Source organism: Jejuia spongiicola (assembly GCF_023502325.1).
In the GTDB taxonomy this organism is placed as follows: Bacteria; Bacteroidota; Bacteroidia; order Flavobacteriales; family Flavobacteriaceae; genus Wocania_A; species Wocania_A spongiicola.
In genome coordinates this window covers 145,813-162,008 of the sequence record NZ_JAMFLZ010000002.1, presented here as the reverse complement: position 1 = coordinate 162,008, position 16,196 = coordinate 145,813, and the positions used below count along the sequence as shown (strand labels likewise).

Below are 16,196 nucleotides of genomic sequence, written 5' to 3'. Positions count from 1 at the left end.
ATGGTTAATTTAAGATTTTTTATATTTGATAAAACCCATGAAAATTGAGTTAATAGCAACAATCTAAATGAGTCTTTTTAGAAAAATTTTTGGTTCAAAGTCTGACAGTTCGCAGCAAGAGCTAAAATCCAATGATAGAGGCAAATATATGCCCGAAATAAAACTACCAATAGACGAAAGGTTTACCATAAACTTTAAAGCTAATGGCGGTAAGTTTTTGTATTGCGAAGATTTGAATGAAATCTTCCAAAACTTAGGTAATATCATTGATGAAAACAAGTGGAATGATAAAAAAACTCTTCTCCTAGATGAGAATTTAAAAGAAAAATTTAAAAACTCTAATTTACAAACCACCACAAAAATTAGTGACTCTACCTTTTTCTTAACCACCTGCGAAAACTTAATTGCTAACGACGGTTCTTTACTTATTTCATCAAAACAAATATACGAGAAGAAACTTCCAGAACTGCCAATAAACTTTATTGTTTTTGCTACTACAAGTCAAATTGTTGAAAATATTGGAGAAGGTTTACGTGGTATTAAATCTAAAAACAGACAAAAAATTCCAACAAATATTACCGCTATAAAACATTTTAAATCTGATGATGACAAAGATTTTTTAAGTTATGGCAGTAGTGCAAAAAACCTATACCTACTCCTTTTAGAAGATTTATAGATGAAGGAAACTTTAATACGAGCCTTATCTGGTTTGATTTACGTTTTACTATTAATCGGCTGCTTATTTAACGAGCATGCCTTAATTATTCTATTTTTTGTTTTTGGACTAATCTCTATTGGCGAATTTCAAAAACTTATTCAGTTAAAAAGTATTGTTCCCTACTTTATATTTATTGTACTCTATATGGTTTTTGGCTATTGGCAATTAGTTTTAAACACCAATAAAGGTTTGGATGAAGCCACACAAATTTTAATGGTAATCACCATTTTTGTAGAACTTTTTTTAATAAAAGATTTGTTTTCAGAAAAAACCATTCCTTTGTTTAGTTCTAAGCGATTTATTCTTACAACCTTTTATATTTCTAGTGCTTTTGTATTTTTAATATTAATAGCAAACTACCATCACACTTATAATCCAAATATATTACTAGGCTCTTTTATTTTAGTTTGGGTAAACGATTCGTTTGCTTATTTAGTTGGTAAAAACTTTGGAAAGCAAAAGCTATTCGAAAAAATTTCTCCAAAAAAAACTGTTGAAGGCTTCTTAGGTGGCTTATTCTTTTCCTGTATTGCAAGCTATTTTATTGCTACCTTTACAGAAACATTAAACTTTACTAATTGGTTGATTTTAAGCATTATTATTAGTGTTTTTGGAACGATAGGCGATTTAATTGAGTCGAAATTTAAAAGGCAAGCTCAAGTAAAGGACAGTGGCATTATTATGCCAGGGCATGGCGGATTACTAGATAGATTAGATAGTATTATTTTTGCAGCACCATTTATATATTTATTTTTAAGAATTTTACAATATGTTTCATAAAGAAGGTTATAAAATTATATTCGTAACACTTGTTATAATTGTTGCATCATTTTTACTAGTAGACAGCTTTATAAGTATTCAATGGCTACGAACACTTATTTTGATTGCATTACTGGCTTTCTTAATATTAATTCTTCAGTTTTTTAGAAACCCTAAACGTCATACCGTTTTAAATAATAAACAAGTACTTTCTCCTGTTGATGGCAAAGTTGTTGTTATTGAGGAAGTTTTTGAAAAAGAATACTTTAAAGAAAAGCGCCTACAAGTAAGTGTATTTATGTCTCCAATAAATGTTCATGTAACACGTTACCCAATTAGCGGTAATGTTATTTTTAGTAAATACCACTCAGGTAAATATTTAGTGGCATGGCACCCTAAAGCAAGCGAAGAAAACGAACGGACAACAGTAGTTTTAGAAAACGAAACGTACGGAAAAGTGTTATACAGGCAAATTGCTGGAGCCTTAGCGAAACGTATTGTTAACTATGCAAAACAAAACGATAAAGCTACACAAGGTGGAGATTCAGGGTTTATAAAGTTTGGGTCGAGGGTAGATTTATTTTTACCATTAAATACCAAAATAAAAGTAGAGCTAAACCAAAAAGTACGTGGTGGCGAAAGTATTATTGCAGAAGTTAATGAGTAATGATGAATTAGACATAGAGTTTCAAGATGCGGTAAATCGAGTTAACGCACATACAGAGCCTTTTCCTGCTGATGTATTATTAAAACTTTATGCCTATTACAAAAGAGCAACTAACGATTATGGGAAACCACGAAGCAAAAAACCTATAATTAATGCATTCAAAACCAATGCTTTATTCCAAACAGAAAACATTACCGAAGACGAAGCTAAGCAAGAGTATATAAACTTGGTAACTAATTACTTTTTATATAGGAAATAATTTTTTGTTACTCTACTTATTTGGCTTGGTAAAAAAACTATTAACTTCGTTTAATAACATATATAGCTCATTCAGTGGATATTAAATTTTAAATTACGCTTCTTAAATACCATAACAAACGAAATTAGGCTTTAAAATGACAGACAAATAATTATGGCAGTAAAAAAGCACAAAGCAGTATTTCAATATTTTTTTATGACTTTGTTTCTAAGCCCTCTTACCTTCTGTAATTCTCAAGAGCAAAAAACTACTACCGTTTATCATGGTGCAGATTTTTTTATACTAGAAGGCACTAAAATTGCTGATTCTCTTAAAGAAAACAGATATGACAGGTTACCGTTTTCATATAAAGAGATTGTTCGAAAACCTGTATGGAAATTGTCTAAAGCTTCAGCAGGAATGTCAATTAGGTTTCTTTCAAATTCCACTAGTATTAGTGTGAAATGGAAAGTTATAAATAACAACGTAATGAATCACATGGCTGAAACTGGAATTAAAGGTGTTGATTTATATTTTAATAATATGGGAAGCTGGCAATACCTTAATACAGCAAGGCCAATTGGTATTGAAAATGAATATATGCTTATAGAAAATATGCCTGACGAAATGAGAGAATTTAAAATGTACTTACCTCTTTATGATGGCGTTGAGAATATTGAAATAGGAATTGATTCAACAAGTGTTATTAAGAAACCATTAAAAAAGAATGATAGGTCTATAGTTTTTTACGGAACCAGCATTACTCAAGGGGGGTGTGCATCTCGTCCTGGTATGGCACATACCAATATTATTTCCAGAAAATTAAATATTGATTGTATAAACTTTGGTTTTAGTGGAAACGGAAAAATGGAACAACCAATTAATAACTTAATTGCGGAATTTAATCCCCTATTTTATGTTATTGAATGCTTACCAAACATGACAACTGAGCAAGTAATAAACAGAACCATTCCCTTAGTAAAAACAATTAAAGAGAAACAGCCCGAAACTCCAATTATTTTTGTTGAAAATTTTTTATATGAATCATTAGCTCTAGATAAAAAGGAGAAGACTTTGATTGATGAAAAGAATAAAGCTTTAAAAATTGAATACGAAAAAATGATTAAAAGCAGTTTTAAACATATTTTTTATATAAGTAGTGAAAATGCTACAGGAATAGACCATGAAGGAACTGTAGACGGAGTACACTTTACCGATTTAGGCTTCATGAGGTATGCCGATTTTCTAATAGACAAATTTGTTCAATTTGGCCTTATAACTAAAGAAAAAGAGTAAAATGCATTATTAAACCCTTAGCTGTTTTAAGTAATAATAAGAAAACATACTAAGTTATAAGTAAATCTGCGTATACCTCCACTTAAGCAAATTTCGACAGAATAACCTAATTTAAACTCGCTAAGCTCGTTTTTAAAGTTTCAATTTTAGCTAAAGCATCTGCTTCTTTTTTCTTTTCACTTGCTACTACTTGCTCTGGTGCACCTGCAACGAATCGCTCATTTGAGAGTTTCTTTTGTACAGATTTTAAAAACCCTTCAGTATAATTTAACTCTTCCGTCAGCTTTTTAACTTCAGCTTCAACATCAATATTTCCAGCCATTGGCACAAAATATTCATTTGATTTTACTCTAAATGTTAAAGCACCTTCAACAGCTTCAGAAACATAATCAACAACTTCTAGGTTACCTAATTTGGCTATAATGGCATCAAACGTTTTACTAGATTTTTCATTATTAATTACCGAAAACCCAATAGGGTCTTTAAAGGCAATGTTTTTCTGTTTTCTAATAGTTCGAATACCAGAAATTACTTCAGAAGCAAAATCAAACTCAGAAATTAATGTATTATTTACCCTTTTACTTTCTGGCCATTGTGCTACAATTAATGCTTCTTTTGGGGTTCTTTCTGTAATATGCTGCCAAATTTCTTCAGTTAAAAATGGCATGAATGGATGTAATATTTTTAAATTATTCTCTAAAATAGAAATTGCTGCATCGTAAGTTTTCTTATCAATAGGTTGCTGATATGCTGGTTTTATCATTTCTAAAAACCATCCGCAAAAATCATCATAAATTAACTTATACATAGCCATTAAAGCATCACTTAGCCTATATTTACTAAAATGATCTTCAATCTCTGTTAATGCTTTTTGAAACTTAGCTTCAAACCAATCTATTGCAGTTTTAGAGGATTCTGGTTGATTTATATCAGATACTTCCCAACCATTTATTAACCTGAATGCATTCCATACTTTATTAGCAAAACCTTTCCCTTGATTACATAAGGCTTCATCAAACATTAAATCGTTTCCTGCTGCACTACTCAACAATAAACCAACACGAACACCATCGGCTCCGTAGGTTTCAATAAGTTTTAAAGCATCAGGAGAGTTCCCTAACGATTTACTCATTTTTCTACGCTGTTTATCACGTACTAATCCTGTTAAATAAACATTTTCGAAAGGTTTTTCATTTTTATACTCATAACCAGCAACAATCATTCTAGCTACCCAAAAGAATAAAATATCTGGTCCGGTAACCAAATCGTTAGTTGGGTAATAGTATTTTATATCTTCGTTTTCGGGGTTTCTAATCCCATCAAACACACTCATTGGCCATAACCAAGATGAAAACCAAGTATCTAATGCATCTGTCTCCTGGCGTAAGTCATTATTTGTTAGTATAGTGTTATTAGTTTTTTCTTTGGCTTTTTCCAGAGCTTGCTCTATTGTTTCTGCAACTACAAAATCATTTTTGCCTTCTCCGTAATAGTAAGCTGGAATTTGTTGTCCCCATAATAACTGACGAGAAATATTCCAATCGCGAACATTTTCCATCCAATGGCGATAGGTGTTTTCAAACTTTTTAGGAAACAACCTAATATCTCTATCTTCTAAAACCGATTTTAAAGCTGGTTTTGCTAACTCTTCCATTTTTAAAAACCACTGATCACTTAATCTAGGTTCAATTACTGCATGTGTACGCTCACTTGTACCAACTTTATGAGTTATATCTTCAGTTTTTACCAAAATACCCATATTCTCTAACTCCTTTGCCACATCTTTTCTTGCAACTACTCTATCTTTCCCTTCATGATGTAATCCGTAGCTATTTAATGACGCATCTTCGTTAAGTATATCTATAATTTCAAGATTGTGCCTGTCTCCAATTTCTTTATCGTTAACATCATGTGCAGGTGTAACTTTAAGACAACCTGTACCAAATTCAATATCAACATAATCGTCTTCAATAATTGGAATAATTCGATTACAGATTGGTACAATTGCATTTTTACCTTTTAAATCTGTAAAACGTTCATCATTAGGATTTATGCAAACAGCTGTATCCCCTAAAATAGTCTCAGGACGGGTAGTTGCAATGGTTACAAACCCATCTTCTCCTTCAATTCTATATTTAACATAGTACAATTTGTCAGTACGCTCAATATGATTCACCTCTTCGTCTGACAATGTAGTTTTTGCCTCAGGATCCCAATTTACCATTCGGTATCCTCTATAAATCAAGCCTTTTTCATATAAATCAACAAAAACCTTAATAACAGATTCACTCATGTCGTCATCCATGGTAAATTTTGTTCTATCCCAATCACAGGAACAACCCAGTTTTTTAAGTTGCTCTAAAATAACACCTCCATATTCGTGCGTCCAATCCCAAGCATGTTTTAAAAACTCATCACGAGATAAATCATTTTTATTAATACCGTGCTCTTTTAGCTTTGCCACTACTTTAGCCTCGGTAGCAATAGATGCATGGTCTGTACCAGGAACCCAGCAAGCGTTTTTTCCTTGTAAACGCGCACGACGTATTAATACATCTTGAATTGTATTATTCAGCATATGTCCCATATGTAAAACACCTGTAACATTTGGAGGTGGAATTACTATAGTATACGGCTCTCTTTCATCTGGTTCTGAATGAAAATAGTTTTGTTTCATCCAGTAATCGTACCATTTATCTTCTACCTGACTTGCATCATATTTTGATGGAATTTGCATACTTTGGAATAGTTTTTGAATATTGAAGTGCAAAAGTACTTATATTTCTTTTTCTGTGAAAGTTATAATATTGATTGATTAAAGGTTAATATTAATGGTTTAGCCCTTTTTTAGAAAAAAGCAGAAAAGTAATACGTACATATAACTAAGTTGAATATGTTAACATACGTGCATTACATCTAATATTTTTGTAGATTGTGGAAAAAGTAAGTATGTTTGACCAGAATTTAAAAGTAAAAGTAATGAAACAATTAATTACAATTTTATTTATCGGACTGATTAGTTTCTCTGTAAACGCTCAAGACAAGGTAGCAAAAATAGAGTTTAAATCAGAAACTATTGATTACGGAACTATTGAAAAAGGATCTAATGGCGTACGTGTTTTTGAATTTACAAATACAGGTGAAGCTCCTCTTATAATTTCTAAAGTATCATCTAGCTGTGGTTGTACCATACCTAAAAAACCAGAAGGGCCAATATTACCTGGTGCAACTGGTAAAATAGAAGTTAAATATGATACTAAAAGAGTAAATCCTATAAGAAAAACTATTACTGTTATTTCTAATGCTGAAACTCCAACAGTTGCCTTAAAAATTAAAGGTCTTGTTGTAGATTCTAGTAAGGAAAGTGTATTAGACAAGAAAAAGAAAAGTGTTATAGAACAATAATACTTTAAAAAGCTTATAAAATTGAATCCAAGCATTAATGCTTGGATTTTTTTATTTAAAAAAATCTTCTAATTGAAACGTATAATTTAAAATAACATCATCTCTATCTACTTTCAATCTTATTCTTTTACCATCATCATCATAAAACATATACATTATTTCTTGCAAAGTGTAATGATGAGCTGGCTTACCATTAATTGATAATACTACATCTCCATTTTTTAATCCAGCTCTATAAGCTGGAGAATCTATCCTTAGCTCTACAATCTCGTATGCTGGTTTTAATGAAAACTTATAACGTGCATCAAAAACAATTTTTGTTCCATTTTGATTAGTTTCATTACTCAAGTTATTATCTGAAATATAATTCTCTCTCTCTTTTACAAATCTAACACCGTTATGTGCTAGTTCTATACCGCTCTTATTATAACTGAATTTTTCATGATAGTATCCATTCTTTTTAAATGTCACTAAAGCATTTCTATAGTCCATTATAACATTAAATCGCTTTAAAATATTACCAGCTAAACTCCCATTACGCCCTTTAAATTTTCTTGCATGAGAAATGGATGTTGAATCTGGGTAGGCAACATTTGCCCTTTTAAGCACAAAACTTTTTAAAGAAAACTCATCAATTTTAGAGCGCTTACCATATACACTTCCACTAAGCCCATGCCCTAAAAAATCTTCAAAATATTTTTTATTTGAAACAATTCCTAATGTATCATCTTCAAATAACCATAAAGCATCACTACCTCCAGAATCAATCAATAATTTTACAGGAATTTGCTTATTTTTAATTTTAACTTTACTATTGATATAAGGCTTATTATTATAAAACTCTAAATTAAATCGTTCGCATTTTTTACAATCTTTATAGCGGTATTTTTCAGATTCAGTTAGTCTTATATATTTATGAGAATAATTCATTTCTACGACAAGATCTTTAAACAAATCAAAGCCTAAAATCCCGTGAACCGGAACCCCTAATCTTGGCGCAAAATTTAGGTTAGTATCGTATACAGCATATAAATCTTGATTTAACTTAATTGCATCTCCTATTCTAAAAACGTTATTTTTAGATCTTAAAGCTTCAACGGACTCTCCTTCACCTAGACCTCTTAAGTATATTTTTTCAGTATCTTTAATTTTTAAGGTATCTGAAACGTTTAAAAAGTTGAAAATGATTGGCTTGCTCACTCCTGTATCCAACAAAAAAGATAGTTCAACTCCATTAATCTCAACAGGAATTATAATTAAATTATTAATAAACTTAAACCTAATTTTATCTGATCTCTTTTTGTTCTGAACAACAAATTTTCCTTGTGAGTAACTAAAATTACTCAAACAAAAAAACAACAAAATAAGAGCTAAAGCTTTTTTCATATAGACGCGCAAAATATTTCTCTCATCAATTTACTAATCTTTATTATAGCTTTAACATTTATAGTCGTTTTTTAAAAAAACTTTAAGATAATTTTCTCAACTTTGTACTTTAAAATACTTTTAAATGCCAACAATATCAGAAAAAGGGCAATTAATGCCTCAATCTCCAATTAGAAAATTGGTTCCCTATGCAGAACAGGCTGTTAAAAATGGAAAATCTATATATTATTTAAATATAGGTCAGCCCGATATTAAAACGCCAAAAGTAGCATTACAAGCTATTAAAAATAGTAATATTGATGTTTTAGCGTATTCTAGATCCGAAGGATCAGAGGTTTATAGGCAAAAAATTTCGGCATACTATAAAAAGCATGATATAAATGTAAATCATGATGATATTATTGTAACAACTGGTGGAAGTGAAGCTTTACTATTTGCCTTTGGGAGTATAATGGATGTTGATGATGAAATTATTATTCCAGAGCCATTTTATGCTAACTATAATGGTTTTTCAACGGCATCTGGCGTAAAAGTTGTTCCAGTAATTTCTAAGATAGAAGATAATTTTGCGTTACCTCCTATTGAAGCATTCGAAAAACTTATTACATCAAAAACTAAAGCAATTTTAATATGCAATCCAGGGAATCCAACTGGGTATTTATACTCTAAAGAAGAAATTCAAAAATTGGCAGCTATAGTTAAAAAGCACGATTTATTCTTAATTGCTGATGAAGTGTATCGCGAATTTGCTTACGATGGTAACACACATTACTCTATTATGCAAGAAGCTGGATTAGATGATAATGCCATTATGATAGATTCTGTTTCAAAACGATACAGCATGTGTGGAGCAAGAATAGGCTGCTTGGTGTCAAAAAACAAGTCTTTAATTCAAACGGCATTAAAATTTGCTCAAGCGCGTTTAAGCCCGCCAACATTAGCTCAAATAGCTAGCGAAGCAGCATTAGACACACCACAAAGCTACTTTGACGATGTTATTGAAGAATATGTTGATAGAAGAAACATTTTAATTAATGAATTACAAAAAATTGAAGGCGTTAAAGTTGCAAAACCTAAAGGTGCTTTTTATTGCATTGTAGAACTACCTGTTAAAAATTCGGATGATTTTGCACAATGGTTGTTAGAGCATTTTGATGTTGATGGAGAAACAGTTATGGTAGCTCCAGCTGGTGGATTTTACTCAACTCCAGGGGTTGGTTTAAACCAAATACGTATTGCTTACGTACTTAAAAAAGAAAGCTTAGTAAAAGCGGTAAACATTATTAAAGAAGCTTTAAAAGTTTATACAGATTAAACTAGTGCATATAAAACAAAATATATCTTTAAAACCCTACAATACTTTTGGTATAGACGTACTAGCAAAACACTTTGTATCAGTTTCTAGTATTGGTGAATTGAAAAACATTTTAACGTTAAAGGCCTATCCTGATAAACTTATTTTGGGTGGAGGTAGCAATATGTTACTTACCAAAAACCAAGATGCATTAGTCATTCATATTAATTTAAAAGGAGTTACTATAGTTTCTGAAGATGATCATTTTGCAATAGTAAAAGCTAACGCTGGTGAAAATTGGCATGAATTTGTACTTTGGTGCTTAAAACACAACCTTGGAGGTCTTGAAAACTTATCATTAATCCCTGGAAATGTTGGCACTGCACCCATTCAAAATATTGGTGCTTATGGTGTAGAACTAAAAGATACTTTTGTTTCGTGCGAAGCACTTTCTTTAAAAACCAATAAAATAGAATCATTTTCAAAATCAGATTGTGATTTTGGCTATAGAAATTCAACTTTTAAGCAAGATAAAAAGGGCAAATATATTATTACTAATGTTACTTTTAAACTTAGCAAAAAACCTCATAAATTAAATATTAACTATGGTAGCATTTCCTCCCATCTAGAGCAAATGCAAATTAATAACCCTACCATAAAAGACGTTTCAAGAGCAGTTATTGCTATTCGAGAAAGCAAATTACCAAACCCTAAAGAAATTGGTAATAGTGGTAGCTTTTTTAAAAACCCAATTATTTCAAAATCACATTACAATACCCTAATTGAAAAGTTTTCAGATATGCCAAGCTATACTGTTTCTGATAATGAAATAAAAATTCCTGCAGGCTGGCTTATTGAAAAAGCAGGTTTTAAAGGTAAACGTTTTGGTAATTATGGTGTACATAAAAACCAAGCCTTAGTACTAGTAAACTATGGAGGTGCTAAAGGAATAGACATTTTAAATCTTTCAAAATTAATTCAGAAAACAATAAAAAGGCTCTTCGATATTTCAATAGAAGCCGAAGTAAATATCTTATAATCTAAAAGAAATTTCTAACTTTGAAATTATTAGTAATCATATAAACACATTGTTTAAACCAAATTTATCTTGATTTCAACCATAGAAAAAGACATTGTAAATCTACTTGAAAATGGCGACAAAAAAGCCATAACCTTATTGTATGAAAACTATGCTGATGCTTTATACGGTGTTATTAAAAAAGTAATTACAGACGAAAATACTGCTCAAGATGTGCTACAAGAAACCTTTGTAAAAGTATGGAGGTATTCAAAAAAATATGACTCCAGTAAAGCTAAACTGTTTACTTGGCTGTATAGAATCGCTTATAATACTTCTATAGACAAAGTACGATCATTAAAGAAAAAAACAGAAAAAGAAGTCCAAATGGAGACTTCTTCCGTATATAAAGTATCATCTGGAGAATTAAATCAGGATGTATTAGATATAAAAAAGCATCTAAATACCTTAGATGAAAAATATCAAATAGTAATTAATGCGCTCTTTTTTGAGGGCATGACACAACAAGAAGCCAGCGAAGAATTGGATATTCCGTTAGGAACAATAAAATCGAGATTAAAAATTGGATTACGTGAATTGAAAAAAATTTATAATCCTTAATAAATAACGTCATGAATGAGAAAATAACTACTTTTTTAAATTCTGGCCTATTAGAAAAATATCTACTAGGTGAAACTACTTCTGCAGAAACAGAAATGGTTGAAACTTATATTTCAAGATACCCAGAAGTACAGAATACATATAACACATTACAATACAACTTAGAAATTGTTGCAAAAAGTAATGCGGTTGAAGCACCTAAAAATGTTTTAAATAATATTTTAGAAGAACTTGATGAACAACCAGTTGTTAAATTAAAAACGTCATACAAATACAAGAAGTGGTATAAATTTAGTGTTGCTGCTAGTATTGCGGCTTTAATTTTTGCTGGAACATCATATTTGTTTTATGCCCAAAATCAAAAGCTTACAGAAGAGAACCAAGTTGTTGTCGATGAAATTTTTGATTTACGTAGTGATATTGCGCAAAACAATAAGATGCTCGATAATGTAATGCGACAACTTTTAAAGCTTAACAATCCTGAAACCGAAAAATACATTATTAAAGGGAACGAACGTGCTAAAGACTTAAAAACAGTTGCTTACATAAATCCTAAAGAAAAAACATCTATGATTGATGTTGTATCATTACCTCAATTACCAGAAGAGCAATGCTACCAAATATGGGCAGAACTGCAAGGTAAAATGGTAAGCCTAGGTATTTTAAGTGAAGCAGACAGACAGCTTAAATCTCTTCCTTATACTGAAGATGCTTTGGCTTTAAAAATTACAATTGAGCCTAAAGGCGGTAATAATATTGCATCAGTTGAAAACTCTGTGGCACAAATAAGCTTACAATAGTATTAATATATTAATTCCAAAAGCCTCATTTTATTTAAATAAAATGAGGCTTTCTTTGTGTTATAATAATTCTTAGTTTATTCTTTATCAAATAAAGCTTTATGAATAAAACCTGCAACAATTGCTCCTGCTATTGGTGCAACCCAGAATAGCCAAAGTTGACTAGTAAATTCGCCCCCTGCAAATAATGCTTGACTTGTAGAACGTGCTGGGTTTACCGATGTATTTGTAATAGGAATACTTATCAAATGAATTAAAGTTAAACCCAATCCAATAGCTATTGGTGCGAAACCTTTAGGCGCTCTTGCGTTAGTACTTCCTAAAATTATTAATAAGAAAAATGCGGTTAATAAAAATTCGGCAATTAATGCAGCTGTCATCGAATAACCATCTGGTGATAAATCGCCATAACCATTAGCAGCAAAACCACCAATACTTACAAAATCTGCTTTATTAGTTAATATTAAATATAAAGCTCCGGCTGCAACAACAGCTCCAATTAATTGAGCTACTATATAGCCTACTAAATTTTTAGCTTCGAATTTACCGCCAGCCCACAAACCTAGAGAAACTGCTGGGTTAAAATGTCCGCCAGAAATATGTCCAACAGCATAAGCCATAGTTAAAACTGTAAGTCCAAAAGCCAATGCTACGCCTACAAACCCAATTCCAAGATCAGGAAAACCTGCTGCAAAAACAGCACTACCACAACCTCCAAAAACAAGCCAAAAAGTTCCAAAAAACTCTGCAAATAATTTTTTCATAATTAAATAATTTTAATTGGTTAGATGTTTAATATACAAATTAATGGTTAGACACTAAAAAGTAATAATGTCACATTAAACGCTTTAATAATTAGGTTTAAAAGCATTATCTTTGCACCAAATCATTTACACACATGAAACTTCTTTTAATTACCATAGTTTTATTAGGGCTAGGAATTGCTGGAATTGCTATTAAAATTTGGGCAAAAAAAGACGGCAAATTTGCTGGAACTTGCGCAAGCCAAAACCCTATGTTAAATAAAGATGGTGAAGCTTGTGGTTTTTGCGGAAAAACACCTGATCAATATAAAGACTGTAACGAACCTCAACATTCCTAATCATTTATGGGTTTACTTGATTATATTTTCTACACATTTATTGTTGTAGTTTTTTTTCAAGTTATCTATTATTTATTTTTTTTAGGGCAATTTTCTTTTTTTAATCAAAAACATAAATCACCAAAAAAGTTAGATGTTTCTGTTATTATCTGTGCAAAAAATGAAGCAGAGAATCTAAAACAGTTTTTACCTTCAATTATATCTCAAGATTATTCAAACTTTGAAATAGTACTGATTAATGACGCTTCACATGATGGCACGCTTGAAGTTATGGAGGCTTTTTCATCACAGCATTCTAACATAAAGATAGTAGACGTTAAAAACAATGAAGCCTTTTGGGGTAATAAAAAATATGCCATAACGCTTGGCATAAAGGCTGCAAAATACAATCATTTATTATTTACTGATGCCGATTGCAAACCCGTTTCAAAGTATTGGATTACCGAAATGTGTTCTCACTTCACAACTAATAAAACCATTGTTTTAGGTTACGGAGCTTATTCAAAAATTAAAAACTCTCTACTAAATAAAATTATTCGTTTTGAAACCTTAATTACTGCTGTTCAATACTTTTCGTTTGCCAGAATAGGCATACCATATATGGGTGTTGGTAGAAATTTAGCATATACCAAAGCTGAGTTTTTTAACGCGCGAGGGTTTATGAGCCATATGAAAATTCGTTCTGGCGATGATGATTTGTTTGTAAATGAAACTGCTAATAAAAGTAACATTCAAATTTGTTTTTCAAAAGATAGTTTCACAAAATCTATTGCTGAAAAAACATTTAAGAAATGGTTTAAACAAAAAAGGCGACACATTTCAACAGCTAAATTTTATAAGTTAAAGCATAAAATCTTATTAACTTTAATTTATGTTTTAAACTTTCTGTTTTGGTTTTTAGCTATAACATTATTTGTTATTCAATTTAAATGGCAAATTGTAATTTTTATATTTTTAATACGATTAATCATCCAAACAGTGGTAATTGGACTTTCTGCTAAAAAATTAGATGAAAAAGATTTAATATTCTTTCTTCCTTTTTTAGAAATATTTTTAATTATTGCACAATTAACTATCTTTATAAATAATCTTATTTCAAAACCTAACCATTGGAAATAGAGGAAGCAATTAAGCGTGCCAAAAAAAACGATCAAAAAGCATTTAATTATTTATTGGATGTATTTTGGGATAACGTTTATGGTTTTCAACTAAAACGTACTCAAAATGAAAATGATGCCGAAGATATAACCATCCAAACATTTTCAAGAGCTTTTGACAAAATTGAAACTTTTAATGATGCATACAAGTTTAAAACTTGGTTAATTACCATTTCAAAAAATATTCATATTGATTTACTGAGAAAAGAAAAAAATTCTATTTCCCAAGTTATATCAAAAGATGATAGAGATGCATTTCAAGTTTTAGATGAATCTCCTTCTCCTGAAGACAAACTTATTACCGAACAACATTTAGCTAAACTACTTCGAGATATTAAACAATTAAAATCTCATTATCAAGAAGTTATAAACTTAAGATATTTTCAAGAATTAAGTTACAAAGAAATTTCAGCAGAATTAAAAGAGCCTATAAACAATGTTAAAGTAAAGCTTTTACGCGCCAAAAAACTATTGGCTGAAATTATTAATGAGGCTAATGATTAGCAAGTTAAAAAATCTTGGTCCAGGATTACTATTTGCAGGTGCTGCCATTGGTGTTTCACATTTAGTACAATCTACTCGCGCAGGTGCAGATTTTGGTTTGGGCCTATTATGGGCATTACTATTAATAAATTTATTTAAATATCCATTTTTTCAATTTGGACCAAGGTATGCGTCAGCTACTGGAGAAAGCCTTTTAGATGGTTACAAAAAATTAGGAAAGGGTGTTTTAGTTATTTACTATATTATAACTTTTGCAACAATGTTTACAATTCAAACTGCTGTAACCATTGTGACTGCAGGTTTAGCCTCGTCTCTATTTGGAGATTTTATTAGTATTGAACTATGGACAGTTATTATTATAATTATTTGTTTAACCCTACTCATTGTTGGAAAATATAAATTATTAGATAACCTTATGAAGGTTATAATTATAGTATTAACCATTACTACAGTATTAGCAGTAAGTTTAGCAGTAATTAATAATACAGAACCAGTTAGTTTTAACCAAATACTTCCAGATAATAGTGTAGAAATTGCATTTTTAATAGCCTTTATGGGTTGGATGCCAGCGCCATTAGATATTTCTGTAATTAACTCTCTTTGGGTTGTAGAAAAGAAAAAAAACCTTAAAGCATTTAATCCTAAAACTGCAATATTTGATTTTAATGTTGGCTATATTAGTACTATTGTATTAGGTATTGGTTTTTTACTATTAGGCGCTTTAGTGATGTTTAACAGCGGAGAATCTTTTAGTAATTCAGCAGGTAAATTTTCTAGTCAATTAATAAACATGTACAAAACTAGTTTAGGTAATTGGAGTTGGGCATATATAATTATTGGTATTGCTGCTTTTACAACTATGTTTAGCACTACTTTAACAACACTAGATGCTACTCCAAGAGCCATGGCTAAAACAACAAAATTGCTATTTAATAAAGCCTCAAAATTTAATTATACTTTTTGGATTGGATTATTATCAATTGGTACTATAGGTATTTTTATTTTTTTAGCTTCAGAAATGGGTTTACTTATTAAAATAGCTACTATACTATCATTTTTAACAGCACCATTCTTTGCTATAGTAAATTATATTTTAGTTTCTAGTAAACACACTCCAAAAGCATGGCAACCATCTAAACTAATGCATATTTTAAGTTGGTTAGGAATTACATTTTTAATAGGTTTTAGTGTTTGGTTTCTAACTACTTTATAAAGTTATTTTAATAGAATA

The 16,196-nt window shown here is 30.5% G+C and carries 17 protein-coding genes; 14 read left to right on the top strand and 3 right to left on the bottom strand.

Annotation, left to right across the window (positions count from 1 at the left end; translation table 11 throughout):
- The first annotated feature begins 67 nt into the window (after window positions 1-67).
- From M3P09_RS04625 to M3P09_RS04605, 5 genes are all read left to right on the top strand, one after another.
- On the top strand, window positions 68-676 hold the full coding sequence (locus M3P09_RS04625) for an LUD domain-containing protein (RefSeq protein WP_099564376.1): 609 nt from the start codon (window positions 68-70) through the stop codon (window positions 674-676).
- Complete coding sequence (locus M3P09_RS04620; protein ID WP_099564377.1) at window positions 677-1,498, top strand: phosphatidate cytidylyltransferase; 822 nt, start codon at window positions 677-679, stop codon at window positions 1,496-1,498.
- The gene (locus M3P09_RS04615; protein ID WP_249972201.1) at window positions 1,488-2,144 is read left to right on the top strand and encodes a phosphatidylserine decarboxylase family protein; all 657 of its coding nucleotides are present in this window, start codon (window positions 1,488-1,490) and stop codon (window positions 2,142-2,144) included. Before M3P09_RS04620 ends, M3P09_RS04615 begins: the two co-directional genes overlap by 11 nt.
- Entirely contained in the window at window positions 2,137-2,403 is a 267-nt protein-coding gene (locus tag M3P09_RS04610; RefSeq protein ID WP_099564379.1) for an acyl-CoA-binding protein, read from the top strand. The genes M3P09_RS04615 and M3P09_RS04610 overlap by 8 nt, the downstream gene beginning before the upstream one ends.
- 153 nt (window positions 2,404-2,556) lie before the next feature.
- Entirely contained in the window at window positions 2,557-3,678 is a 1,122-nt protein-coding gene (locus M3P09_RS04605) for an SGNH/GDSL hydrolase family protein (protein ID WP_249972200.1), read from the top strand.
- 106 nt (window positions 3,679-3,784) lie between these two features.
- Here M3P09_RS04605 and M3P09_RS04600 read toward each other — a convergent pair whose 3' ends face one another.
- Window positions 3,785-6,415 carry a valine--tRNA ligase gene (locus M3P09_RS04600; RefSeq protein WP_249972199.1) on the bottom strand — a complete coding sequence of 877 codons (2,631 nt, stop codon included), beginning with the start codon at window positions 6,413-6,415 and terminating at the stop codon, window positions 3,785-3,787.
- A gap of 242 nt (window positions 6,416-6,657) precedes the next feature.
- Between M3P09_RS04600 and M3P09_RS04595 the strand changes: the two genes are divergently transcribed.
- A complete protein-coding gene (locus tag M3P09_RS04595; RefSeq protein WP_099564544.1) occupies window positions 6,658-7,083 on the top strand; it encodes a DUF1573 domain-containing protein in 426 nt (141 codons plus the stop codon).
- Window positions 7,084-7,134: 51 nt separating this feature from the next.
- On the opposite strand, the gene M3P09_RS04590 is transcribed toward M3P09_RS04595, so the two are convergent.
- Entirely contained in the window at window positions 7,135-8,469 is a 1,335-nt protein-coding gene (locus M3P09_RS04590; RefSeq protein ID WP_249972198.1) for an aspartyl protease family protein, read from the bottom strand.
- Between the two features lie 124 nt (window positions 8,470-8,593).
- Here M3P09_RS04590 and M3P09_RS04585 point away from each other — a divergent pair, with 124 nt between their 5' ends.
- From M3P09_RS04585 to M3P09_RS04570, 4 genes are all read left to right on the top strand, one after another.
- Entirely contained in the window at window positions 8,594-9,784 is a 1,191-nt protein-coding gene (locus tag M3P09_RS04585; RefSeq protein WP_249972197.1) for a pyridoxal phosphate-dependent aminotransferase, read from the top strand.
- A gap of 4 nt (window positions 9,785-9,788) precedes the next feature.
- The gene (gene murB, locus M3P09_RS04580; RefSeq protein WP_249972196.1) at window positions 9,789-10,802 is read left to right on the top strand and encodes a UDP-N-acetylmuramate dehydrogenase; all 1,014 of its coding nucleotides are present in this window, start codon (window positions 9,789-9,791) and stop codon (window positions 10,800-10,802) included.
- A gap of 69 nt (window positions 10,803-10,871) precedes the next feature.
- Entirely contained in the window at window positions 10,872-11,402 is a 531-nt protein-coding gene (locus M3P09_RS04575) for an RNA polymerase sigma factor (RefSeq protein WP_099564385.1), read from the top strand.
- A gap of 11 nt (window positions 11,403-11,413) precedes the next feature.
- Entirely contained in the window at window positions 11,414-12,202 is a 789-nt protein-coding gene (locus M3P09_RS04570; RefSeq protein ID WP_099564386.1) for an anti-sigma factor, read from the top strand.
- Window positions 12,203-12,279: 77 nt separating this feature from the next.
- On the opposite strand, the gene aqpZ is transcribed toward M3P09_RS04570, so the two are convergent.
- Window positions 12,280-12,966 carry an aquaporin Z gene (gene aqpZ, locus M3P09_RS04565; RefSeq protein WP_099564387.1) on the bottom strand — a complete coding sequence of 229 codons (687 nt, stop codon included), beginning with the start codon at window positions 12,964-12,966 and terminating at the stop codon, window positions 12,280-12,282.
- 134 nt (window positions 12,967-13,100) lie between these two features.
- Between aqpZ and M3P09_RS04560 the strand changes: the two genes are divergently transcribed.
- Genes M3P09_RS04560 through M3P09_RS04545 form a run of 4 tightly spaced genes read left to right on the top strand, consistent with a single transcriptional unit; the run spans window position 13,101 to window position 16,178 of the window.
- The gene (locus tag M3P09_RS04560) at window positions 13,101-13,304 is read left to right on the top strand and encodes a membrane or secreted protein (protein WP_099564388.1); all 204 of its coding nucleotides are present in this window, start codon (window positions 13,101-13,103) and stop codon (window positions 13,302-13,304) included.
- Between the two features lie 6 nt (window positions 13,305-13,310).
- Entirely contained in the window at window positions 13,311-14,423 is a 1,113-nt protein-coding gene (locus tag M3P09_RS04555; protein WP_249972195.1) for a glycosyltransferase, read from the top strand.
- Entirely contained in the window at window positions 14,414-14,965 is a 552-nt protein-coding gene (locus M3P09_RS04550) for an RNA polymerase sigma factor (RefSeq protein WP_249972194.1), read from the top strand. The genes M3P09_RS04555 and M3P09_RS04550 overlap by 10 nt, the downstream gene beginning before the upstream one ends.
- Complete coding sequence (locus tag M3P09_RS04545) at window positions 14,958-16,178, top strand: Nramp family divalent metal transporter (RefSeq protein ID WP_249972193.1); 1,221 nt, start codon at window positions 14,958-14,960, stop codon at window positions 16,176-16,178. The genes M3P09_RS04550 and M3P09_RS04545 overlap by 8 nt, the downstream gene beginning before the upstream one ends.
- Window positions 16,179-16,196: the final 18 nt, after the last annotated feature.